This window comes from Streptomyces sp. NPDC058877 (genome assembly GCF_042742855.1).
GTDB lineage: Bacteria > Actinomycetota > Actinomycetes > Streptomycetales > Streptomycetaceae > Streptomyces.
The window spans coordinates 28,929-51,275 of the sequence record NZ_JBHYMF010000026.1 but is presented as its reverse complement, the minus strand read 5'-3'; the positions used below and the strand labels follow the sequence as shown (position 1 = coordinate 51,275).

The following is a 22,347-nucleotide window of genomic DNA, read 5'->3' as shown; positions in this document are numbered from 1 at the left end:
CTTCGGTCGTGGGTTCATCGGCATGCGGCGTACGTCTGTCGGCCGCGCGGGCTCGCCGCTGCTTGCAGCAGTCCCTCTTCCCGGTCCGTCGCGACGGCGCAGACCTTGCCCAGTGAGAACGCGGGCGCGAGTTCCACCTCGTGTCCGCGGGCGCGCAGCTCCTCCACCACCCCGGGATCGCAGGTGCGCTCCACGGTGAGCACCTTGGGCCGGGACTCGTGCGGGGTGAACGAGGCGGAGAAGTGGTCGGTGTGGAAGGCCAGGGTCTCGGTCGCCGCCTGAAGGTCGACGCCGAAGTCGGCGACGGCGAGGAAGAACCCGAGGGTCCACTGGTCCTGGCGGTCGCCGCCGGGCGTACCGAACGCGAGCGCCGGCTTGCCGTCCCGCAGCGCCAGCGTGGGGCTGAGGGTGGTGCGGGGACGGCGGCGGGGGCCGACGGAGTTGGGGTGGCCCTCGGTGAGGGTCATCGTCTGTCCGCGGGTGCCGAGCGAGAAGCCGAGACCGGGCACCACCGGGGAGCTCTTGAGCCAGCCGCCACTGGGGACCGCGACCACCATGTTGCCGAAGCGGTCGGCCACGGAGATGGTGCAGGTGTCGTTCCGGGCGGCCGTGGCCTTGACGACGGTGGGCAAGCCGTTCTTGATCTGGTCGCGCCAGTCGCCGCCCGGCGGCAAGGTCTCCATGGCCTGCTCGGGGATGAAGGGCGTGCGCCCGCTCGGTGAGCCCGGCCGCAGCACTCCCGAGGCCCCGGCCTCCACCAGCGCCCGCCGCTCCGCCGTGTACGCGGGGCTCAGCAGGACGTCGAGCGGGACGTCGCTGTGATCGGGATCGCCGTACCAGGCCTCGCGGTCCGCGAAGGCGAGCTTGGCGCACTCGGCGACGGTGTGGATGTAGTCGGCGCTGTCCAACCCCATGGCGCCGAGGTCGAAGCCGTCGAGCAGAGCCAGCTGCTGGAGGAAGACGGGACTCTGGGACCAGGCACCGGGCTTGTGCACGGTGTAGGGGCCGTAGGGCAGGCTCACCGAAGGCTCGACCGTGGCGTGCCAGTCGGCCAGGTCCTGGCCGGTGAGCAGGCCGCGGTGGCGGCGCCCCGTGGAGTCGAGGACCTCGCTGCTGGTGACGAACGAGTCGATCGCCTCGGCGACGAAGCCCTGGTAGAAGGCGCGTTCGGCTGCCTCGATCTGGGCCTCGCGTCCACCGCCGGCGGCGGATGCCTCCTTCAGTAGGCGCTTGTAGGTGTCGGCGAGCGCCTGGTTGCGGAACAGCGCGCCGGCCTTCGGCGGGCGTCCACCGGGCAGGTAGACCCGACCCGACTCGCTCCACTCCTCGGCGAAGAGCGGGGCGAGCACCTCGATGGCGTCCGCCGCGCCGGGCAGCAGCGGAACGCCGTTCTCGGCGTACCCGATGGCGTGCTCCAGGATGTCGGCGAGCGGCAGCGTGCCGTGTTCGGCCAACGTCCGCATCCAGGCGCCGAAGGCTCCGGGCACCACGGCGGGCAGCAGCCCTGAGCCGGGTATGTGGCTCAGCCCCAGTGCACGGAAGTGTTCGATGGTGGCCGTGGCGGGCATCGGGCCCTGGCCGCACACGACCTGGACCGAGTCCGTGGCGGCCGCGTACGACAGCACCGGTACGTCGCCGCCGAGTCCGTTGAAGTGCGGCTCCACGACCTGGAGGACGAAGCCCGCCGCCGCGGCGGCGTCGAAGGCGTTGCCGCCGCGTTCCAGGATCGACATGGCGGTCGCGGTCGGCAGCCAGTGGGTGGAAGAGACGGCGCCGAAGGTGCCGCTGAGTTCCGGGCGTCCTGCGTTCACCGCGGCACACCGCCCAGGTTCTCCATCTGGTCGACCAGGCTCTTGGGACGCATGTCCGTCCAGTTCTCCTCTATGTACGCGAGGCAGTTCTGCCGACTGTCCTCTGGGAAAGCGATGCGCCAGCCCTGTGGAACATCGGCGAACGAAGGCCAGAGGGAGCACTGCAACTCGTCGTTGGTCAATACGAGAAATGTTGCGCTCTCGTCGTCAAAAGGGTTTCCCATGGCTGCCGCCCACCGTCCTTTTCGTCGTCTCGCCAGCGGGACACGAAGCTATCCTGTGCTCGTCTGATTCTGTCCGATCTACAGAGGTGTGACTCATGGAAAGCGCAAGTGAATTCACCTTCGAGCGACATCTGACGAAGAACCCGCTGGCGCCGGAGGAGCGGACGGCACGACTGCAGAATCCGACATTCGGGACGGTTTTCACCGAGCACATGGCAACCGTCCGTTATGTCGAAGGAAAAGGGTGGCACGACGCCCGGATCGAACCCTTCGGCCCCCTTCCGCTGTCACCGGCGACCGCCGCTCTCCACTACGGCCAGGAGATTTTCGAGGGGCTCAAGGCCTATCGCACGCCGGACGGCGGCGCGCAGTTCTTCCGGCCCGCGGACAACGCGCGGCGACTGCGGCGCTCGGCGCGCCGGATGGCCATGCCCGCCGTTCCCGAAGACGTCTTCCTGGGCGCTGCACGGGGACTCGTCAGGACGGATCTGGACTGGCTGCCGCAGGCTCCCGGAACCAGCCTCTACCTGCGCCCCTTCCAGATAGCCACCGAGGAGTATCTCGGAATGCGCCCGGCCCGGGAATATCTCTTCGGGGTGATCGCCTGTCCGGTGGGCGGGGCGTTCGTGGGGAGCGCGGCATTGACCGTCTGGGTCTCGGACGATCACGCCCGAGCGGCGCCGGGCGGCACGGGCGCGGCCAAGTGCGGGGGGAACTACGCCGCGTCGATGCTGCCCCAGGCCCGGGCGATGGAGTCCGGCTGCGACCAGGTCGTCTACCTCGATGCCGCCCAGCGGCGTTACGTGGAGGAGCTGGGCGGGATGAACATCTTCTTCGTGTTCGACGACGGCTCCCTCCTCACGCCGCCCCTCGGTGATTCGATCCTGCCCGGCATCACGCGTGATTCGGTCATCGCGCTGGCACGGGCCGAGGGCATGGCGGTGGAACAGCGGCCCTACTCCGTCGAGGAGTGGCGGGCGGACATCGCCTCGGGCCGGCTGCGGGAGGTGTTCTCCTGCGGAACCGCGGCCGTGGTGGCGCCGATCGGCGCGGTGCGCGGCGCCATGGGAGACCTGCGCATCGGTGACGGTCGGCCCGGCCCGGTGACGGAGCGGCTGCGCACCGCGCTCACGGACATCCAGTACGGGCGCAGTACCGACCCGTTCGGCTGGACGACCCGGATCGCCTGACCACGTCCTGCCGGAGCCGCCGCCCGGCCGCTCCGGCAGGACGAAGGGGCCTTCGGCGCGGTGTGCGCCGAAGACCCCTTCGTCCTGAGCGTCATCAGCCGACGGCAACGGACTTGTCTCCGGTGAGCAGCACACCCAGGCAGTAACTGCCCGGTTGCGCCTTCTTGGTGACGAAGTGGTGCACAACTCCGGTGGGGATCAGCATGACGGCGGGGGAGACCAGTTCGTGCGTCTCGCCGTCGGCGACGACCTCGATGACCGCACCGCCGGGCTCCGGTGACATCAGGACGTAGATCTCCGGGACCTCGTGCGTGTGGGGGGCCGCGACGGGCTTGCCGACCTTGTCGCTGATCTCGCCGCCGGCGATCTCGATGGGCTGCCCGCCGAGCATGTCCTGGGTGAGGAAGAAGGGGGTCTGGCCGTAGTGGCCGGCGATCGTCTGAAAGACGGGCAGGTTCTGCTCGACGAGCGGGCGCTGTCGGCCGGCCTGCGAGGCTGCTTCGGTGGTCATGGTGTCCTCCTGGTGTTCAGGCCGGGGTGAGGCGGTAGATGAAGCTGAAGGCGGGCAGGTCGATCATGCGGCGGTCGGCGATGCGCCAGCCGCCCTCCTCGATCGTCGAGCTCCACTCGTCGAGGGTGGGCAGGTACTGGCCCATGACCGAGTGCACCGTCTCGAAGCCGAGCGTGAACATGGGGTGCTCGGGGCCGTTCACGTCCGTGGAACGGCAGGTGTCGCCCAGAACGAGGTTCTTGATGTTGGGGAAGGTCTCGCGCAGGGAACGCAGGGTGCGCACGGCGTTCTCCCGGGGCCAGAAGTCGTGTCCCATCAGGAAGCAAGTGACCAGGTCCACGTCCTGGTACTCGGGGCGGGGGGTCAAGCTCAGCACGTCGTCCTGCACCAGCGTGATGCGGTTCCCGAGCCCGGCCTCGGCGACCGCGTCCCGGGAGACGGAGATGGCTCCCTCGGCCACGTCGATGCCGATCGCGCTGATCTCCGGCCGCATGTCGGCCAGCATGACGATCCGGTCGCCGCTGCCGCAGCCGAGGTCGGCGACCGTGCCGATGTCGAGGTCCCGGACCAGGTCCCGGAACGGCGGGTCGAAGAAGGTGCGGGCGATGTTGCGGCAGGCGACGCTGATCGCGCGGGCGTCACGGCGTGCGTAGTGGCCCTGCCTGTCCTCGTTCGCGACCTTGGTGGGGAGGGTCGTCAGCAGTTCGCCGCAGCCGCGGGTGAGCCAGTAGAAAAAGCCCTTGGTGCTGAAGGCCGGCTCGAAACCCATATCGGTGAACGCTGTCGTCCTGAGTGGGTCGAGCGACACGATGCGCCGGGCCGAGAGAGCCACCAGCAAGGCCCGTATGGTCTCCGGGTGGGCCTCCCGGTCCCGGGCGAATTCCGCTATGTCGACCTGGCGCTTGACGGCCAGCTCGTCGAGCAGGCCGATCTCCCACGCCGCGCTCAGTGCGGCCGAGGCGATGGCACCGTTGAAGGTGTCGGCGCAGTACTGCGCCTCTGCTGCCGACTTCTCTTCTTCTTGCGCTGTAGCCATGGATACACCCGTTTCTTCGAATGTCGAGGTTCAGGAGGCGGTGACGGGCTGGCCGACGTCCGCCGCCGACAGTCGTGAGAGATCGACGAGTTCGCGCAAAACTCCGGCGAAAGAGTCCTTCAACGCCAGGACGCTGTCGGTCATCAGCTCAGGGGGCTCGGGCGCGGAATCGGGGCCGTTGAGCGGATAGAGCCCGTTGGCGCGGATGTCGAGGAGGATCGCGTGGATCCGCCGGATGAGCTGGCGGACCACCGTGTCGCGCGACACGGGCGCCCTGCTGGTCAGGAAGATGCCGTCGTAGAGCCACAGCAGCGTCTCCCGGTTCAGCTGCCGGGTCTGCCGGCGGGCTTTCGGGGAGAGCAGCAGGGACACCCCGGAGGGCACGACCCGCGCCGCTATGCCCTCGTGGATCTGCTCGTTCAGCTGGCATTCCAGGGCGAGTTCTGCCGCTTCGAGCTTACTGCCGAAGCCGATCCGGCCCCGGATGAGCGGCCGTATGTCTCCGTAGTCGCGGGCCCAGGCGCCGCTCAGGTTGGGGTGCTGGCGTGCCATGGGGTCCCTGATGACCCGCTCGTACGTCTCCTGTGGCGGGGAGCTGGCGTACAGCAGCATCAGGGAGTAGACGCGGACCAGGCAGCGGGCCCTGCGGGCCAGTTCGTCGGCCGCGGGGCCGGTGTCCGCGAGCCGGCCCTGGTGCAGGGTCTCGGCCAGCAGCTGCCACACGGTGAAGGTCGTCTGATGTCCGGTGATCCACCGGAACCAGAACAACCGATCCGTCTCCCCGTCGTCGGCCGGCCGCAGCTCCGACGCCGTCTCGGCGTCGCACTCCCAGGCGGAGGGATCCCCCAGCGAGATCTCCGCGGCGTCGCCCCGGAGCGAGCTCTCGGCGGGGGTCCACTGCGACCACTTCGCGGGGAGGGCGAGCGGTTCCAGTCCGTAGAGATGGCCACCGTATTCCCAATTGTCCGACCTCGGCGGCGCGGTCGAGAGATCTCTTGCATCAGAGACGTTCATGAGTGCTTTCTGGTGTGGTAGAAGAACTCCGACATTTTGTGGGTGCAAACATGTGACCTGGGATCGCATCTCAACCTATCGGCCGGAAGTGCGAATGTGTGTTGTCGGCCGACTTGTCTCGCCGGCGGGACGGTTCTGGGATCCGGAGCCCGCAACCGGCTACTCTGCCCATGTTTTCCCTAAGAGGAGGAATACCTTGTCGCAGCGCACTCTCATTGCCGCCGGAACTCATTTCGAGAAGATATTCGGCTATTCTCGAGCGGTCCGTACGGGCCCCTGGGTGACCGTGGCGGGCTGCACCGCTTCCGCCCCCGACGGGCCGGTCGGCGGGTCGGACATCGTGGCCCAGACGGCCGAGTGCCTGCGCCGGATCCAAGGTGCGCTCGAGGACGCCGACGCGGGGCTGAAGGACGTGGTGCGCACTCGCTTCTACGTCACTGACATCAGCGCCCTGGAGGCCATCGGCGCCGTCCACCTCCAGTTCTTCGGAGACGTCCTGCCGGCCAGCACCATCGTGGAGGTGTCGGCCCTCGCCCACCCCTCGTTGCTGGTCGAGGTCGAGGCCGACGCCGTCGTCATCGACGCCGAAGGCTGAGGGCGGAGCCGACCATGCGTACGGGCGTAATGATCCTTCCGGAGAAGCGCTGGGCCCGGTCCGCGCGACTGTGGCAGACCGTCGACGAGTTGGGTTACGACTCTGCCTGGACGTACGACCACCTGTCTTGGCGGAGCCTGCAGGACGAGGCCTGGTTCTCCACCTTCCCGGTGCTCGCCGCCGCGGCGGTCGTGACCCGTCGGATGACCCTGGGGACGATGGTGACCTCCCCCAATTTCCGGCATCCGGTGACAGCGGCCAAGGACGCCATCGCGCTCGACGACATCTCCGGCGGCCGGTTCGTCCTGGGCATCGGAGCGGGTTCGGTGGGGGCGGGCGACTCGCACGTCCTCACCCAGGAGGACCTGACGCCCAGTGAACGCGCGGCACGTTTCGAGGAGTTCGTGGAGCTGACGGACCGGCTGCTCCGCTCCGACGTGACGACCTTCACTGGCGAGCACTTCTCCGCCTATGAGGCCAGGATGATCCCCGGCTGCGTCCAGCAGCCCCGGCTCCCGCTCGCCATCGCCGCGGCCGGTCCGCGGGGGCTCGATCTCGCCGCCCGGCACGGCCAGGCCTGGGTGACGACCGGCCCCAAGAACTGGGCCAAGGGCTTCACGCCCGAAAAGTGCCTCGACGCGGTCACCGCCCAGGTCGCCGCACTACGACAGGCCTGCTCCCGGCACGGGCGCGAGTTCGGTGAGATGGACCGCATCTTCGTGGTCACGCCGTCCGCGGGTGACTTCCTCTCCTCGCCCAGCGCCTTCCTGACCCAGGCGGAACGGTACGCGAAGGCGGGCATTACCCACCTTGTCCTGCATGCCCCGCGGGAGCACGGCATCTACACGGCTGACCCTGACATCCTCCACCGCATCGCGGACGAGGCACTGCCCAAGGTCCGCCACCTCTGACGTCGTTCCCGATCCCCGCCACCAAGGGAGGTCCGCAAGGTGGACAAGCTCCCTCCACCTGCCGAGACCTGTAAGCACCGCACGCAGCAAGGTCTGACTCAGGTCACTGCTTGCGCGCCTCAGTGCGGACTCGGGCTGATCACCTGCGAGGTCGTTACGTGGAAGCGGAGGTCGACGCCCGTTTCGGGGTGTGGAGGGTGAGGGCTGCCGTGTAACCGGACGGGGCCGGCAGGTCGGTCAGGGTCCAGCCGGGGTGTTCACGGAGCTGACATACGGCTCCGTCAGCCCGAGCGCCAGGCCCGTACCGGTGGCCTTGAGGTAGGCCTCCTTGCGGGTCCACACGCGGCCCATCGCCGCCCGTCGGTCCGGCTCTGGGAGCGCGGTCAATTCCTTGGTCTCTGCCGGGTGCGGGTGGTTAGTACGTCGGCCACCGCAGCCGCGCTCGGAATCACCTCTACGTCGATTCCGACCGGCACCTGCGCGAAGGCGAGCTAGGCCACGTCGCCGCTGTGCGAGAGGGAAAAGTGTAGTCCGCCGCCGCCGACTACGGCCGGCCGAGCATGCGGGCCTCCACAGCACGGGCACTTCTCGCGGAACAGCGTCACCTCCGCCGGGGCCAGCCCGAGGTAGCAGCCGAGCAGCACCCGAAGCCCCACGTGCGAGGCCAGGTAGCGGCGCCGGTCGCCGTCCCGCAGCAGCCGCTCGGCGCCGACAACACGCCGGTCTGCGGTGCGTTGCTGCCGAGTCGGTTCACGTACGTATTCACCCGATGAGGCTAGGCAAGGAGGCCAACGACCAGTCGGGGCAGTGCCCACGCCGGTCCTGACGACGTCGACCCCGGGGGATTCGGGATGCAAAGCGCTTTCGTACGCGAGAGGGCGACGGGATCCGGTGAGTCGAACTGCCGCGGGCGGAACCGGCCCGAATCGGCCCGGCAAGCTCCACGCGGGCAAGGGTACGACTACCCCACCTGTGGAGTCGGGCCTGCACGGCGGCCTACTTCGCCGAGGAGGCCCCACGGTGCCCACGAGGCGTGGACCACGCGGCGCGGCACCAGCGGCTCCACCCTCGGCACGGCGGACCAGCTCCCACTGGCGCGCCAGCCTGGCCGCCGAGGCTGTGGGCGGAGGCTACGCCGGGCCGGGCCCGGGCGCTTCGCCTCCCGGAAGTACCGCCGACCAAGATCCCAACCCTTGCTGGAGGGGCGCGGCAGCACACGCAGAGGGGCGAGTATCTCGCTGAGACTCCTGGGCGGGCGTACGACCGTCAGCCAGGCCGGCACGGTTCTCTTCGGACACCCGCGTGGAGCCGGCGGTGCCGCCTTCATGCCTGACCGGCTTCCTGGGTAGCTTAGGGCCCCGTTTGCCGTGACCAGTGGTGGGCAAAGAGCGTCAGCATGCTGCACATAGCGCCCACTCTGCACGTAACGCACACGAGCGGCCTGTCCAATTTGCACATCACAGGCCGCTGACCTGCGGTTTTCTTTAACCTGTTTCGGCTAGACCCTATTTCGATGACTCACCACGTGGAGTGCGTGGCGATTCTGGAGCCGGCCGCGAAGGGCTCCTGACCTGCGGTTTGTGGTTAGCGTCGTCCGCTTGACCTGTTTCCCCTCGTCCAGCAGGGGAAGCGCGGGGCTTGTCTGCGGTACCCGTCTGACCTGCGATTTCAGACGGGCACGGCGATGGTGACGCAAGGCGTGTCCGCGCGCCCGTCGGGTTGTCGACGCTCGTATGACGCTCGTTCTGAAGGCCCATCACATCCACCCGTCCGTCCCGTCGCAGGCAAGGGGCGCCTCGCGATCCGCACGGACGGATCTGGGTCGAATCGCGCCGACCTCTGTGGCGCCAGTCCCGCTGATAGGCGTCGGATGCCCCGATGATCTCACTCTCCGTGGCCATCCGTGCACTCTGTTCATGAGGTCGCTTGAGGTGAAGTAAGATTCAATCTACGTAATAATCTATCTACGTTAGTTCCCGGGGGTGTCATGGAGTTTCAAGGTCGGGTCGGGGATCTTGAACTGCTGGGCGAGCAGTACCGGGCAGTGGCAGAGGGTGGTGGAGCGACTCGAGGGCGGGCTGTGGTCATGACGGGCCGGCGCCGGGTGGGGAAGTCACGACTGGTCCAGGAGTTCTGCGACCGCTCGGGAGCGCCGTACGTGGTGTTTCAGGCCACCCGAGGGCGTAACCCGGTGACTGAGCGCGCCGACTTCGCCGCGGCCCTCGCGCAGTCGCCGCTGCCGGGGGTGGAGCTGGTGGCTGGCCTTCAGGCGCAGGACTGGAACCAGGCCCTGCGCTCGCTGGCGCTCGCGGTACCCGATGACTCACCCAGCATCGCGGTGATTGACGAGGTGCCCTGGCTGGTCGAGCAGGATCAGGAATTCGAGGGCGCACTCCAGACCGTCTGGGACCGTCACCTGTCTTCCAAGCCCGTGCTTCTGCTGCTGGTCGGCAGCGACACATCGGTGATGGAGGCACTGCAGTCGTACGGGCGCCCGTTCTTCGGCCGGGCAGCGAAAATGACCATTCGCCCCCTGAACCTGGCCGACGTGCAGGCCATGACCGGGCTCGACGCCGCCGGGGCCGTCGACGCCCAGTTGATCACTGGAGGATTCCCCGAGATCGTGCAGTCGTGGCGGCCGGGTATGGGGCGTACGGACTTCTTGCGGGCTTCGGTCGCCAATCCTCTCTCGCCCCTGCTGGTGGCCGGCGAGCTGTCCCTGCTGGGTGAATTTCCCGAGGCTTCGCACTCACGGGCCGTCCTGGAAGCGGTTGGCAGCGGCGAGCGTACGTTCAGCGCCATTGCGGCCCAGGCCGGCGGCGTCAGCGCGCTGCCGTCCGGCACGCTCTCCCCGCTGCTGGCCATGCTGCAGGCCAAGCGAGTCCTGGCCGCTGATCTCCCCCTGTCCGTCAAGCCGGACAGCAAGAACAAGCGCTACCGGATCGCTGACCCGTATCTCCGGTTCTGGCTGGCCTTCCTGGTGCGCGCGATCCCGCTCATCGAGCGTGGCCGCGGTGACTTGGCACTGGAACGCATCGAGCGGTCATGGACCACCTGGCGCGGGCGAGCGGTCGAGCCGCTGATCCGCGAGTCCTTGCTGCGCCTGATGTCCAATGCCGAGTGGCCCGAGACCGAGGCCATCGGCGGCTGGTGGAACCGTCAGAACAACCCCGAGATCGACCTCATCGGTGCAGACCGCGAGCCGGTGGCCCGGCAGGTGCACTTCGTCGGGTCGGTCAAGTGGCTGGAGACCCAGCCCTTCGGCCGTCATGAGTACGACGCCTTGGTACGCGACATGCTCGCTGTTCCCGGTACCGCCCCGGACACCCCGATGGTCGCGGTCTCCCGCTGCGGGGTGGCCGATGATCTGCCGCTGACCGCGTACTGGGGACCGGAGGACCTCGTACGGGCATGGCAGCCTCGATAGCCGCGGAGCCTGCGGCCGGACTTGCCGTCCACCGCAACCGTTGCCCGTGCCGGGCGGGGCTGCGGGTGGGGCCGAGGCTCGGCGTCATGGGGGTGTAAGGCGGCGCATTCTAGCGCAGGGAGTGCAAGGTGCCGGGCGTGGCGATAACCCGTACGGCGGACTGGCACACTGGGCGCTGTTCGCATCCGACCCGAGCCGACCGGACGAGAGAGCCATCGCATCCGTGACCGACGAGTCCATGGCCCTGGAAGCTGCCGACGAGGGCGCCTTCGGCATCGACGCCTTCACCCTGGACGACCGGCTGCGGCTGTTCCACTTCGCCGCCGCCGACAAGCGCCACGACTATCTGTGGCTGCTGCGTGCCTTCGACCGGGGACGGGCCAACTATCAGGTGCTGCTGCACGCCTCGGACGCCGCGAGGCTGCTGGAGCGGTTCGCCGCGGACCATCCCGGTGCGGCCGCCGTCGGCGACGTACAGCCGCTGCTCGACGCGCTCGCCGAGTGGCGGGTCCTGGACCGCAGCTACGACGGGACGCGCGCCGCGAACCTGGCCGAGTACCGCAACCGGCACTACGTCTACCAGTTCACCCAGGCCGGATACCGGGCGTACCGGGCTGTGGAGGACGTCCTGGGGGCGCGGCTGGAGGACGCCCAGCTGTCGCGTCTGGTCTTCCCCGACATCCTCGCCGACCTGCACGCGCTGGCCGAGGCCAACGCCGCGGGCGACGCCGAGGAGGTGTACCGCAAGCTCGGCCGACTGGACTCCGTGCTGGGTGAGATGGCGCAGCGCGCCGCCCGGTTCTATCTGATGCTCGGCGACCTGGCGCGGACCAACGACACCCGGCCTGAGGTGTTCCTCGCCCACAAGGACGCCCTGCTCGCGCACATGCGGGAGTTCACCGCCGAACTGGGCCGCTACGCCCCGCTGCTCGCCGAAGCCGCCGAGAACGCCGCGGCCACCGGCGTCGACCGGATGGTCGAGCATGCTGCAGAGGCCGACGAGCGCCTCTTCCGCAGCCCCGCCGAACGCCTCGACGACTGGCGGCAGCGGTGGCAGGGCATCGTCCACTGGTTCGCGGAGCGCGAGCACAGTGAGGCCGAGCGGCTGCAGGACGCCACGGTCACCGCCATCCGCTCCGTCCTCGCCCTGCTGCGCCGCGTCACCGAGGCCCGCCGCGGCGGGGTGAGTCGGGAGAGTCAACTGCGCCACCTCGCCCAGTGGTTCACCTCCTGCGAGAGCGACGACGACGCGCACGCCCTCTTCCAGGCGGTCTTCGGGCTCGGCGCGCCCCGCCATATCGCCGTCCCGTACACCGACCCCGAGCTGATCCCGGGGCGTACGTCGTGGTGGGAGGCCGAACCGGTCGAGCTGGCGCGCACTCTCGTCCAGTCTGGCCGCAGCCCGGCGCTCAGGGGCCCCGGCCGCGTCGAACGCAACGAGGAGCAGCGGGCCCGGCTGCGCGCCGAGCAGCTGAAGGAGCAGGCCGAGCGCCGCCGCGCCGCCGTGTCCCTGGCGTCGGACGGCGTGTACGGCAGGGTGCTCGACGAGGCCGAGACGCGGGCCCTGCTGGGGCTGATGGACGTGGCGCTCGCCGCCCGCGTCCCGGCGAGCCGCACCGTCACCGCCGCCGCCGGGTCCGCCCACGGCGTACGCCTCACCCTGACCCCCGCCGAGGGTTCCACCACCGTCCGCACCGTCCGCGGCGACCTGCACCTGGACGGGCTGCGACTGGAGGTCACCGTATGAGCACCGCGTCACGAGACGTCCGCCCGTCTCCCACCGCCCCCGGCGCAGGCGGGCCGGGGGCGCCTCCTGCCGAAGGCCGTGGGCGGGCCGGACGCGTCGCCGAGACCGTCTCGCCCCTCGAACTCGCCGACTACCAGAAGGCGGTTCGGCTGGTCCTGCGGCATACGCTGATCACCCCCGCCTACCCGGACAGGGCGGCCCTCGCCACCGTACGCCGCTGGGCCGAGCAGCTGCGCACCGACCTCATGGAGGTCCTTGGCTACCGGCTCGTCACCACCGCCGACACCGCGCGGCTGCAGCGTGCCCAGGACCACCTGGACGCGACGCGGCCCGCCGTCACCCGTGCCGGCCGTCCCTTCGACCGGCGCCGCTACGCTTACCTCGTCCTCACTCTCGCCGCCCTCGGCCGCCACGGCGCACAGGTCGCCCTCGGCGAACTCGCCGACGCGGTCGCCGCCGACGCCGTACGCATCGAGGGCCTCGGCCTGGACACCGCCCGCAAGGCCGACCGGGACGCCTTCGTCGACGCCGTCACCTGGCTCGCCGAACGTGGCGCCCTCGCCCTCGCCGACGGCTCCGCCACCGCCTGGGCCGGCGACCCCGAGCGCGCGGAGGCCCTGTACGACATCGACCGCGAGATCCTCACCGCCGTCTACCAGCCCTCCCGCGTCCTGCAGCACCTGACCTCGGTCACCGGGCTCCTCGACTCCGGCGGCGGGCTCGGCCTGGCCACAGGCCGCCACGCACAGCGCCGCGACCAGGCCCGCCGGGCCCGCCGCCTCGTGCTCGAGAACCCGGTCGCCTACTACGCCGACGCCGACCCCGAGCTGCTCGGCCAGCTGCGGGCCCCCGCACTCGCCGAGGACCTTCAGCGCCTCACCGGCCTCGGCGTGGAGCGCCGCGCCGAGGGAGTCGCACTCGTCGACACCTCCGGCAGGCTGTCCGACATCCGCTTCCCCGGCGGTGGCACCGTCGCCCAGGCCGCGCTGCTGCTCGGCGCACGCATCAGCGCGGCCGCCCAGCGCACCGGGCGGCACGCCCTCGACCTGCTGCCCGCCCCGACGGCGGCCGAACGCCTCGCCGGCCGTGTCCGCCGTATCGACGCCGCCCTCCCGGAGCGCGGCCGGCTCGCCGGACTTTCCGCACCCGAAGAGGAACCGGCGTACGAGACGCGCGAGGCGGAGCGGAAGCGGGACGAGCCGGAGGAGACCCGCTACCCCTTCGTCACCGACTCCTGGCTGCGCGGCAGGCTCAAGGAGATCGTCGGCGAGTACGGCAAGGGCTTCGCCGTCGACCTGCGCGAGGACCCGGACCGGCTGCTCGGTCAAGTCCTCGACCTGCTGGCCGCCATGTCGCTGATCGCCCGTGTCGACGGCGGAGTCCTCGCGCTTCCGCTCCTCGCCCGCTACCGCGGGGTCACCGCCCGGGTGAAGTCCCGCGAGGGAAGCGAGACCGTCAGCCGCACACCCGCACCGCAGCCAGTCCTGTTCGCCGACGACACCCTCAAGGACCCGACCGCGTGAGCATCCCCGCTCCCACACCTGCCAACGCCCCCGATCCCGCCCCGGTCATCCGATTCGTCCCCACCCGCGCCGGGATCGTCAACCTCTGGGACTACCGGGACGAGGAGTTCTCCTTCGCCGGCGGCTGGCTGGTGCTGCGCGGGCCCAACGGCTCCGGCAAGACCAAGGCCCTCGAAGTCCTCTTCCCGTTCGTCCTCGACGGCCGTATCGACCCCAAGCGGCTCAACCCTTTCGCCGCCGAGGACCGCACCATGAAGTCCAACCTGCTCTTCCGCGGGCAGGACAACGCACTCGGCTACGTCTGGATCGAGTTCGTGCGGCCCGCCACCGGCGAGGCCGTCACCTGCGGCATCGGCCTGCACGCCCAGCGCCACCGGGACACCCCCGCCCGCTGGCACTTCGTCACCGACGGCCGCGTCGGCGAGGACTTCTCCCTCTTCACCGACGACGACCGGCCGCTCACGAAGAAGCAGCTCGCCGCCGAGCTCGGACACGAGCTCATCGCCTCCCCGACCGACTACCGCGCCGCCGTCGACCAGCGGCTGTTCGGCCTCGGCCGGGAGCGCTACGAGCAGCTGCTCACCCTCATCCTCACCCTGCGCCGCCCGCAGCTCGCCAAGAACCTCGACCCGGCCAAGCTCTCCGACACCCTCACCGAGGGCCTGCGCCCTCTCGACGACGATCTCATCGCCGAAGCCGCCCGCTCCTTCGACGACATGGAGTCCGTGCAGCGCACCCTGGAGGGGCTGGTCGCCGCCGACGACGCCACCCGGGCCTTCCTCGCCAGTTACTCCACCTACCTGCGGGTCCACGCCAGGGTGGCCGCCGACCGGCTCACCGCCCGCCGCACCGAGACCGCCGGCCGTACCACCGCCCTGCGTACCGCCGCAGCCGATCTCGACTCGGCCCGGGAACAGCAGACCGCCGCCGAGACCCGCGCCGAGAGCGCCGGCGCCGCGCTCACCGCCCTGCGCGCCCGCCTCGACCAGCTGCGCTCTTCCGCCGCCTACCAGGCCATCGAGCAATTGGCCGACCTGGAACGCCTGGTGCGCACCTGTGAGCACACCGCTCAGCAGGCCGCCGCCGAACGCGAACGCCGCACCGCCGCCACCGGCCGCGCCCGCGCCGAAGCCGAACACGCGGGCCGGCTCACCGCCGAACTCGAGGCCGCCGTGTCCCGCGACGCCGCCGCGGTCGCCGACCACGCCCACACCGCGGGCATCGGCTGGACCCCGGCCGACGCCGAGCCCGCCCGGCTTGCCGAGCGGTCCGCCGCGCTCGCCGCCGCCCGGTACGAAGGCGTACGCGCCGTACGCGCCGCTCAGCAGAGCTGCCGCGGCGCCGAGCAGACCCGCGCTCTGACCCGGAGTGCCTTCGACCGCGCCCAGGAGGCGGTCACGGGCGCCGAAAGCGCCGAGTCCGACGCCGAGTCGGCGGTCGAGACTGCCCGCGCGCAGGCGCTGGCGGCGTTGGCCCAGTGGACGCAGGCCCACGGTCCGCTGCTCCCCGAGGGCGCCGCCGACCGTTTTGCCGAAGCCCTCGATCTCACCGGCGAAGCAGAAGCGGCCACTCTCGCCGACACCTTCAACGAGGTCGTCGCCCCCGCCGTGCGGGAGCTGCGCGACACCCTCGCAGCCCTGCGAGCCCAGCGCACCGGCCTCGAACGCCGCCGCGCCGAGACCGAGGCCGAACGCGACCGGATCGCCGCCGAACACGACGACGCCCCACCCGCCGCCCGCGGCCGCACCGCCGACCGCACCGGGGAGACCGGCGTGCCGCTGTGGCAACTCGTCGACTTCGCCGACCACCTGACGGAGGGCGAGCGGTCCGGTCTGGAAGCCGCCCTGGAGGCGTCCGGGCTCCTCGACGCCCTCGTCACCGCCGAGGACACCCCCGTGGCGGCCGGGCACAGCGACGGCTACCTGCACGCCCGCACCCCCGTCGACGGACCCAGCCTCGCCGACCTGCTGCGCCCCGAGGACGGCGCGCCGATCCCCGCCGCGCGCGTCATCGCCGTACTGCGTTCGGTCTCCGTCACCTCCGACTCCGGCTCCTGCGCCGCGCAGATCGCCCCGGACGGCCGGTACACCGTCGGCGTCCTCGTCGGCGCGCACACCAAGGAGCACGCCGAATACGTCGGCGCCACCGCCCGCGAGTGCCGCCGCGCCGCCCGCGTCGCCGCCTGCGAGGCCCTCCTCGCCGAACTCGCCGCCCAGCTGGAGGAGTCGGCGCGCGGGCAGGCCCGTACCGACGCCGTTCTGGAGGCGTACGACGCCGCCCGTGCCGCCCTGCCCCGCACCGCCGGCATCACCGCCGCGCTGCGCGAACTCGACAAGGCCGCCGCCCGCCTGCGCGCCACCCGCGAAGCATCCGACACCGCCCAGACCGCGTACGACGAGGCCGTGGCCGCCTGCTCGGTCGCCGAGCGCGCCCTGCGTCGCGCCGCCGCCGAGCACGGCATCGAGGCCGAGCGCGTCGACGCCGTGGAAACCGCCACCCGCGCCTTCGAGGCGGCGGTACGCGAACTCGCCGCACGCCGCCGCGAACACGACCGTCAGCTCGATGCCGCGCAGGCCGCCGCCGACCGGCTGGGGGCGGCCTCCGAGGACGAGGAAGCGGCCCTGGACGCCGAGCGCGCCGCCCGCCGCCGCCACACCGAGGAGGCCGCGCGGCTCGACGCTCTCCAGGAGGCCGTCGGCGTGGAGGCGCAGACGGTGATGCGCCAGGTTCAGGAGGCCGAGGACGCGATCGACGGCGCGGTCCGGGAAGCCGAGACGGCAACCGCCGCCCTCCATGCCGCCATCGCCGCCACCGCCTCCGCCGAGGCCCGCCGTACCGCGGCGTCCGAGGCCCGCGCCGTCGCCGCCGCCGAGGAGAAGGACACCGCCCGGGGCCTCGCTCCCTACGCGGCCCGCGAACTCCTCGACATCCTGCGCTGCCCGCCAGGCCTCGCCTGGCCGGCCCAGGAGGTCGACTGGGCAGGCGAGGAGCTCCCCTCCCCGGCGGTCGCCGTCCACGAGGCGATCCTGGCCGCCACCCGCGACCTCACCCCCACCGAGAACAGCGTCAAGCAGTCCGTCACCCGCCTTACCAAGGCCCTGGACGACCTGCAGGCCCAGCTCGCCGCCGCCGGACAGGACTACCGGCCCGAATGGGACGGCTCCGACGGCGTCATCGTCGTCCGCGTCGCCGACGAGGAAGGCCCGCTGCCCCTCGTCTCCTTCGCCGGGAAGATCGCCGAGCACCGCCGCGACCAGGCCGAACTGCTCACCGACTCCGAGCAGCGCATCCTGGAGGACGCACTGCTCACCCGGCTCGCCCAGCAGATCCACGACCGCACGGTCGACGCCCGCGATCTCATCCGGCGCATGAACACCGACATGCGCCGACGCCGGATGTCCTCCGGCACGACGGTCGGCGTGAGCTGGCTGCTCGCCGACGACCTCGACGACGAGCAGCGCGCCGTCTGCGCCCTCCTCGACGCGGACGCCGCCCGGCTCGGTCCCGAGGAACGCGCCCGGATCCGCGCCCACTTCGCCGCGCAGATCAAGAACGCCCGCGCCCGCCACCGCGACCTGCCCTACCGCGAACTGCTGGCCCAGGTCCTCGACTACCGGCGCTGGCGGCAGTTCGCCTTCCAGCTGGTACGCCCCGACACGAGCGAGGAGCGGCTCACCCGCGCCCGGCACAGCCGCCTCTCCGGCGGCGAGCAGTCCGTGTCCCTGCACCTGCCGCTGTTCGCCGCCGCGCACGCCATGCTCAACTCCGCGCATCCGCACGCCCCACGGCTGCTCGCCCTCGACGAGGCGTTCGCCGGCGTCGACGACACCGGGCGGGGCGAACTGATGTCGCTGGCCGCTCAGTTCGACCTCGACCTGTTCATGACCGGCTATGATCTGTGGGCCGCGCATGCCTCCGTTCCCGCCGCAGCCCACTACGACCTCGCGCACTCGGCGATCGACCACACCGTCTCCGCCCTGCTGCTCGTCTGGGACGGCGCGAAGCTGCTCGCCGACGACACCGGAGACCTCGCCACCGCCCTCGGCTCGCCAGGCACCCGCCGCGCACCGGGGCCGAAGCAGGCCGCCGATGTCGACTGAGCGGCCCGGGCAGGACACAACGCGACACGGGGAACCGCCGTACGAGGAACTCCGCGGCGAGGGCTGGACCCGGCTGCTCACCGCCGCCCGCCGCAGGCTCGAGCGCACCTCGGGCGCGCTTGACGGCGAGATCGGCCTCACCGCCCCCAGCGAGGCCGAGCGCCGCACCGTCATCGGCGTCACCGGCCGTTACCGGCCCGAGACGGTCAAACGCCTCGCCGTACCCCTCGTCGCCCTGGACGCCTATCTGTACGACCGGTACGGCACCGGTCTGCTCCAGACTCTCGGCCGGCTGAACGGCCCCCTGCGCGACCGGCCCGCCGAACGCGCCGACGAGGACACCCGCCGAGAACAGGCCCTGACGTCCGCCCGCTCCAGCAGTCTCGCCGGCGAGGGCTGGTTCGCGGCCTGGCTGGACCGCCTCGCCGCCGACGGCACGCTCACCCGGCTCCTGCGCAGGGGGGACGCGCCCCTGGTCGACGCGGCGGTGCGCGTCCTGGAGGGACTTCCTCGGGACCCGTCCCGCGTCGTACCGCTGCCGGTCCTCGCCGAATGGGCCACGGGGGACACCAAGGCCCTCGTTCCCGGCGCCCCGCTCGAACAGCTCGTCCTGCGCGCTCTCGTTCTGCGCGCGGGCGGCCGGTACGCGGGCGGCGACGTCCCGCGCGACCGGTCCGGACGCCGAGCCCTGTGGGAGAGCGCGGGCGCCATCGCCGACGACCTCGCCAGCCAGGTCCTCGTCCTGGGCATCCGGCCCGAGGGCGACACAGTGGTCTGCGACTGGCTGCGCGACGCCGCCGACTTCGGCATCCCGTTCCGGCTCACCCTCCACCAGCTCGCGTCCGACCCTGTCGTCCTCGCCGACCGTGACATCTTCGTGTGCGAGAACCCGGCCGTCCTGCGCACGGCCGCCGCCGAACTCGAAGCCGAGAGCGCAGCCCTCGTGTGCACCGAGGGCGTACCGTCCGCCGCCTGCCACAAGCTGCTCGGCGACGCCGCACGGGCCGGCGCCCGGCTGCACTGGCGCGCCGACTTCGACTGGGCGGGCCTGCGCATCACCGCCGCCGCCGTGGAACGCCACGGGGCCCGCCCCTGGCGCATGACCGCCGCCGACTACCGTGACGCCCTCGGCCAGGGCGAGTCCACCCCCCTGGCCGGACCCCCCGCAGCCAGCCCCTGGGATCCCCGACTGGCCCAGGACATGGAGAAGTCGGGCCACGCCGTCATGGAGGAGCGCCTGCTGCCCGCACTCCTGGCCGACCTCACCCGTACCTGAGCCGGGGCGGCGTGGGGGGCGTACCGCGCCGGTTGTGGGGTGGTGGGCAGTCCCTCGGTGGGTCACGATGTGCGGGCCGGCGTCCGGAGCGAGAGCGGGGAGGATCCTGCGGGGTGAGCTGGTCACCCTCCAGGCAGCCCCCGCTGACCCCCCGGAAGGGCAGCACCGTCTGTGGCTCCTGCGCCCGGGGAGCGCCGCGCCCAAGACTCGCTTCTGGACGGACAGCCGGTCGATGCACTGCGCAATGACGGGGAGCTGGCTTACGTGGACGACGGGTTCCTCAAACCGGCTGCGTAGATGGCGAGAAGAGGCGCGCCTGCCAGAGGGAACGGCAAGAATATGGTCATGGTGGCGATCATCAAGTGCCGTGAATACGAGGACGAGTACCTGAAGTTCCTGGAGAAGTTGCATCAATCCCGACGGCATGACTGGGAATGGTCGTTCACGCGCCAGCGTGACCTGTGGTCCAAGGGCTGTCACCTGCTCCTGATCGCCTCCACGGACACCCACGGGCGGTACGAGATCACCCGCGTGGGGAAGTCCGTTCGCCGACGCGGGGCCAGGGACCAGGAGCAGCAACTGCGCGTCACCCATGTGTGCCGGTTGCGTAGTCCCCTCCCACTCGCGGCTCAAAGAACACACACCGAGCCAAGCACCACGACGTCGGAAAGACGGTCAAACGCGCTGAGTCGATCAAGGAACGCCAAGCTCGCCACGGATAAACGCCAAGCTCAGAAGCTGTTGTCTTTCCGGACTTGAGGGCAGCGTTTTCGCTGGTCGGGCATATGGGTGGTGATTCCGTGGGAGGCGTGGTCTGTCGTGTCGTCGCTCCCCGGGAGGTCGCGGATGCCGTCGGTTGTCGGACTGCTGGAACAGCGTGAGCTCGCAGCTCGCTGTCGGGTCGACGGGCTGCGTGAGGAGGCCGACCGTATCCAGGCCGAGCTGGCCGCGGCCGAGCAGGAATGGCAGGAATGGGCGATCGCCCGCAGGCGGGTCGATGCGGTGCTGGCTCCGGACGGCGGCAGCACCGCCGACACGGAGGACCTCCCGGATCCGCGGGATGTGGGTGGGCCGTCGGCACCCCGGGATTCGGCGAAGCCGAAGTCGTAGGTGCCGGTGTGGCGTGAGGGCCTTTCCTGGTCGGTGTTGTCGGTGGACTACCAGCGCATCCTGCAGGCGCTCGCGGACCGTGCCCGGCTCCATCAGGGGCCGCTGACCTGCCAGGAGATGGCCGCGGTGTTCGGCATGGACGTGGTGCCGGCCCGGGCGGAGGCACTGCGGTCGAGGGCGAAACGCCTGGTCGCGCGGGGCTGGCTGGCCGAGCCCGCGCCAGGCCGGTTCACACTCGCGCAGGGTGTGGCCGGGCCAGGCGGCGGGCCATGAGCAGGATCATCGACCATCGCCTCGGCGCTGGTGGTGCGGCGCTCGAAGTCGCGTGCCAGGCGGCGGGTGCGCATCAGGTGGGCGAAGAACCGCTCGACGATCCACCGCTTGGGCAGCACCACGAACCCCTTCTGGTCGTCGCTGCGCTTGACGATCGCGAGGACCAGGGCGAGCGTGGCCAGGCAGTACTCGACGAGGCTGCCGGTGGAGCCGCCGTCGGCCCATATCAGGTCGAGGCGGTGGTGTGCGTCGGCCACCTGTGCAAGCAGGACCTGTGCGGCGGCGCGGTCGCCGGTGTCCGCGGCGGTGACCATCACCCCCGGCAGCAGTCCGAGAGTGTCGACCACGACGTGCCGCTTGCGCCCATTGATCAGCTTGCCGCCGTCGAAGCCGCGGCTGTCCGAGCCGACGACGGCGTCCGCCTTGACGGACTGCGAGTCGATCACGCCGGCCGTCGGCTCCGCGTCCCGCCCCTCCCTCTCGCGGATCCCCGATCCCAGCCGGTCGTGGAACTCCTGGACCAGCGAGTGGTCGCGCCAGCGGCGGAAGAACGCGTAGATGCGGTCCCACGGCGGGAAGTCGGCAGGCATGGCACGCCACTTGACGCCGCTGTCGACCAGGTAGCGGACCGCGTCCAATATCGTCCGGTGGCAGTACACCTCCGGCCGACCTCCCCGGCCGCGCAGCCAGCCCGGCACCGGCAGCAACGGCCGGACCACGGCCCACTCCGCGTCCGTCATGTCCGAGGGATACCGCCGAACACGTTCCGGATGATCGGCTGCGTTCCCGAACCGGTGAGCGACACAATCACACGTCGGTGCAGCCGAGTTGAACTCCACCGGCGCGAGCACGTACGACTGCGGCAACAGGGTCTCCTGGATCTCGGTTGGCTTCGCAACCCCGAGCTACCAAGAGGCCCTGCCTTCATGCCCGCAGTCAGCGGCAACCACCCGATCGAGACTCCCGTTCGACGTGCAGCCCTCGAGATCGGAACGACAACAGCTCAACTCAAGCCGTACCTCAGGGGATGGAGTCCCCACGGACTGGAACAGCGCGCCGGACGATGACGTGAGCGGTCGACCAAAGGCACGGCTGGGACGACGACGACGGCGAACTCTGACCCGCCCATGGTCCCGATCTTGGTCGTGAGTTGGTGCAGATCGGAGGCAGCGCAAAGCACGTATCTGAAACGGAGGGCGGCCGCCTCGGTCAGGGGCCGCGACCGCGTCACATCCCGGTGAGTTCGAGGCGGCGTGTCAGTTCGTCCACCGCGGCGCGCTCATGGTCGGCCGGGTTCGCGCGCACGCCCGGGGAGATGCCCGCGTCGGGGGCGTCGAGCGTCGGCGTCATCACGGCAGCGCCGACGAACGGGGTGGTGTCGGGCAGCAGCATCGCTAGGCACTGCGCCCATAGGGTTGCGGGCGGATCCGGGTCATGCCGGTGCGGGCGGCGTCGAAGGGGAGGATGGTGGGCTTGGTGCTGGCCCGCCGGCGCTTCCGCTCGTCCTCCGGGGCGGCCAGTACCTCGTTCTCCACGTCGGACCGGTGGGGCTGGGCTTGTTGCCCCGGAAGCCGCCGGTGACGATGACCTGCGAGCCGC

At 70.9% G+C, this 22,347-nt stretch carries 17 protein-coding genes and 2 pseudogenes; 10 read left to right on the top strand and 9 right to left on the bottom strand.

Going from position 1 to position 22,347, the window contains the following annotated elements; genetic code table 11:
• Positions 1 to 14: 14 nt before the first annotated feature.
• The gene (locus tag ACFW2Y_RS09200) at positions 15 to 1,811 is read right to left on the bottom strand and encodes a gamma-glutamyltransferase family protein (RefSeq protein WP_384875744.1); all 1,797 of its coding nucleotides are present in this window, start codon (positions 1,809 to 1,811) and stop codon (positions 15 to 17) included.
• Entirely contained in the window at positions 1,808 to 2,035 is a 228-nt protein-coding gene (locus tag ACFW2Y_RS09195) for an MbtH family protein (protein WP_384875741.1), read from the bottom strand. The genes ACFW2Y_RS09200 and ACFW2Y_RS09195 overlap by 4 nt, the downstream gene beginning before the upstream one ends.
• Before the next feature lie 95 nt (positions 2,036 to 2,130).
• On the opposite strand from ACFW2Y_RS09195, the gene ACFW2Y_RS09190 reads away from it, so the two are divergent.
• Positions 2,131 to 3,225 carry a branched-chain amino acid aminotransferase gene (locus ACFW2Y_RS09190; RefSeq protein WP_384875738.1) on the top strand — a complete coding sequence of 365 codons (1,095 nt, stop codon included), beginning with the start codon at positions 2,131 to 2,133 and terminating at the stop codon, positions 3,223 to 3,225.
• Positions 3,226 to 3,319: 94 nt separating this feature from the next.
• On the opposite strand, the gene ACFW2Y_RS09185 is transcribed toward ACFW2Y_RS09190, so the two are convergent.
• Genes ACFW2Y_RS09185 through ACFW2Y_RS09175 form a run of 3 tightly spaced genes read right to left on the bottom strand, consistent with a single transcriptional unit; the run spans position 3,320 to position 5,786 of the window.
• Positions 3,320 to 3,736: a cupin domain-containing protein gene (locus ACFW2Y_RS09185; RefSeq protein WP_384875735.1), complete on the bottom strand. Its 417-nt coding sequence runs from the start codon at positions 3,734 to 3,736 to the stop codon at positions 3,320 to 3,322.
• A gap of 16 nt (positions 3,737 to 3,752) precedes the next feature.
• The gene (locus ACFW2Y_RS09180) at positions 3,753 to 4,772 is read right to left on the bottom strand and encodes a class I SAM-dependent methyltransferase (RefSeq protein ID WP_384875733.1); all 1,020 of its coding nucleotides are present in this window, start codon (positions 4,770 to 4,772) and stop codon (positions 3,753 to 3,755) included.
• A gap of 30 nt (positions 4,773 to 4,802) precedes the next feature.
• The gene (locus ACFW2Y_RS09175) at positions 4,803 to 5,786 is read right to left on the bottom strand and encodes an L-tyrosine 3-hydroxylase (protein ID WP_384875730.1); all 984 of its coding nucleotides are present in this window, start codon (positions 5,784 to 5,786) and stop codon (positions 4,803 to 4,805) included.
• 196 nt (positions 5,787 to 5,982) lie between these two features.
• Here ACFW2Y_RS09175 and ACFW2Y_RS09170 point away from each other — a divergent pair, with 196 nt between their 5' ends.
• Both ACFW2Y_RS09170 and ACFW2Y_RS09165 read left to right on the top strand, forming a co-directional pair.
• Positions 5,983 to 6,381 carry a RidA family protein gene (locus ACFW2Y_RS09170; RefSeq protein WP_384875728.1) on the top strand — a complete coding sequence of 133 codons (399 nt, stop codon included), beginning with the start codon at positions 5,983 to 5,985 and terminating at the stop codon, positions 6,379 to 6,381.
• Positions 6,382 to 6,395: 14 nt separating this feature from the next.
• Positions 6,396 to 7,292: an LLM class flavin-dependent oxidoreductase gene (locus tag ACFW2Y_RS09165; RefSeq protein WP_384875725.1), complete on the top strand. Its 897-nt coding sequence runs from the start codon at positions 6,396 to 6,398 to the stop codon at positions 7,290 to 7,292.
• A gap of 237 nt (positions 7,293 to 7,529) precedes the next feature.
• On the opposite strand, the gene ACFW2Y_RS09160 is transcribed toward ACFW2Y_RS09165, so the two are convergent.
• On the bottom strand, positions 7,530 to 7,679 hold the full coding sequence (locus ACFW2Y_RS09160; protein WP_384875723.1) for a 4'-phosphopantetheinyl transferase superfamily protein: 150 nt from the start codon (positions 7,677 to 7,679) through the stop codon (positions 7,530 to 7,532).
• Positions 7,680 to 9,279: 1,600 nt separating this feature from the next.
• On the opposite strand from ACFW2Y_RS09160, the gene ACFW2Y_RS09155 reads away from it, so the two are divergent.
• From ACFW2Y_RS09155 to ACFW2Y_RS09125, 7 genes and pseudogenes are all read left to right on the top strand, one after another.
• Positions 9,280 to 10,719 (top strand): ATP-binding protein, encoded by a 1,440-nt coding sequence (locus tag ACFW2Y_RS09155; protein ID WP_384875721.1) that lies wholly within the window; start codon positions 9,280 to 9,282, stop codon positions 10,717 to 10,719.
• 223 nt (positions 10,720 to 10,942) lie between these two features.
• Positions 10,943 to 12,466 carry a TIGR02677 family protein gene (locus tag ACFW2Y_RS09150; protein WP_384875718.1) on the top strand — a complete coding sequence of 508 codons (1,524 nt, stop codon included), beginning with the start codon at positions 10,943 to 10,945 and terminating at the stop codon, positions 12,464 to 12,466.
• Positions 12,463 to 13,989, top strand: a complete 1,527-nt coding sequence (locus ACFW2Y_RS09145) for a TIGR02678 family protein (protein ID WP_384875715.1) — start codon at positions 12,463 to 12,465, stop codon at positions 13,987 to 13,989. Before ACFW2Y_RS09150 ends, ACFW2Y_RS09145 begins: the two co-directional genes overlap by 4 nt.
• Positions 13,986 to 18,089: a TIGR02680 family protein gene (locus tag ACFW2Y_RS09140; protein WP_384875712.1), complete on the top strand. Its 4,104-nt coding sequence runs from the start codon at positions 13,986 to 13,988 to the stop codon at positions 18,087 to 18,089. The genes ACFW2Y_RS09145 and ACFW2Y_RS09140 overlap by 4 nt, the downstream gene beginning before the upstream one ends.
• Positions 18,079 to 19,365, top strand: coding sequence for a TIGR02679 family protein (locus ACFW2Y_RS09135; protein ID WP_384875710.1), 1,287 nt, complete (start codon positions 18,079 to 18,081; stop codon positions 19,363 to 19,365). The genes ACFW2Y_RS09140 and ACFW2Y_RS09135 overlap by 11 nt, the downstream gene beginning before the upstream one ends.
• 345 nt (positions 19,366 to 19,710) lie before the next feature.
• Positions 19,711 to 20,124: a hypothetical protein gene (locus ACFW2Y_RS09130; RefSeq protein WP_384875707.1), complete on the top strand. Its 414-nt coding sequence runs from the start codon at positions 19,711 to 19,713 to the stop codon at positions 20,122 to 20,124.
• Positions 20,125 to 20,211: 87 nt separating this feature from the next.
• A pseudogene (locus tag ACFW2Y_RS09125) lies at positions 20,212 to 20,748 on the top strand (hypothetical protein).
• A gap of 71 nt (positions 20,749 to 20,819) precedes the next feature.
• Here the strand turns inward: ACFW2Y_RS09125 and ACFW2Y_RS09120 are convergent.
• The 3 genes and pseudogenes from ACFW2Y_RS09120 to ACFW2Y_RS09110 all read right to left on the bottom strand — a co-directional run.
• Positions 20,820 to 21,488, bottom strand: a pseudogene (locus ACFW2Y_RS09120) (IS5 family transposase); the annotation flags it as partial.
• A 487-nt stretch (positions 21,489 to 21,975) separates the two neighbouring features.
• A complete protein-coding gene (locus ACFW2Y_RS09115) occupies positions 21,976 to 22,140 on the bottom strand; it encodes a hypothetical protein (RefSeq protein ID WP_384875704.1) in 165 nt (54 codons plus the stop codon).
• A gap of 2 nt (positions 22,141 to 22,142) precedes the next feature.
• Complete coding sequence (locus ACFW2Y_RS09110; protein ID WP_384875702.1) at positions 22,143 to 22,283, bottom strand: hypothetical protein; 141 nt, start codon at positions 22,281 to 22,283, stop codon at positions 22,143 to 22,145.
• Positions 22,284 to 22,347: the final 64 nt, after the last annotated feature.

Bases quoted from the DNA above. Each gene is read 5' to 3' on its own strand.
- ACFW2Y_RS09175 (WP_384875730.1), bottom strand. From the start codon at position 5,786: ATGAACGTCTCTGATGCAAGAGATCTCTCGACCGCGCCGCCGAGGTCG.
- ACFW2Y_RS09185 (WP_384875735.1), bottom strand. From the start codon at position 3,736: ATGACCACCGAAGCAGCCTCGCAGGCCGGCCGACAGCGCCCGCTCGTC.
- ACFW2Y_RS09115 (WP_384875704.1), bottom strand. From the start codon at position 22,140: ATGCTGCTGCCCGACACCACCCCGTTCGTCGGCGCTGCCGTGATGACG.
- ACFW2Y_RS09130 (WP_384875707.1), top strand. From the start codon at position 19,711: ATGGTGGCGATCATCAAGTGCCGTGAATACGAGGACGAGTACCTGAAG.
- ACFW2Y_RS09190 (WP_384875738.1), top strand. From the start codon at position 2,131: ATGGAAAGCGCAAGTGAATTCACCTTCGAGCGACATCTGACGAAGAAC.
- ACFW2Y_RS09165 (WP_384875725.1), top strand. From the start codon at position 6,396: ATGCGTACGGGCGTAATGATCCTTCCGGAGAAGCGCTGGGCCCGGTCC.
- ACFW2Y_RS09180 (WP_384875733.1), bottom strand. From the start codon at position 4,772: ATGGCTACAGCGCAAGAAGAAGAGAAGTCGGCAGCAGAGGCGCAGTAC.
- ACFW2Y_RS09155 (WP_384875721.1), top strand. From the start codon at position 9,280: ATGGAGTTTCAAGGTCGGGTCGGGGATCTTGAACTGCTGGGCGAGCAG.
- ACFW2Y_RS09195 (WP_384875741.1), bottom strand. From the start codon at position 2,035: ATGGGAAACCCTTTTGACGACGAGAGCGCAACATTTCTCGTATTGACC.
- ACFW2Y_RS09145 (WP_384875715.1), top strand. From the start codon at position 12,463: ATGAGCACCGCGTCACGAGACGTCCGCCCGTCTCCCACCGCCCCCGGC.
- ACFW2Y_RS09135 (WP_384875710.1), top strand. From the start codon at position 18,079: ATGTCGACTGAGCGGCCCGGGCAGGACACAACGCGACACGGGGAACCG.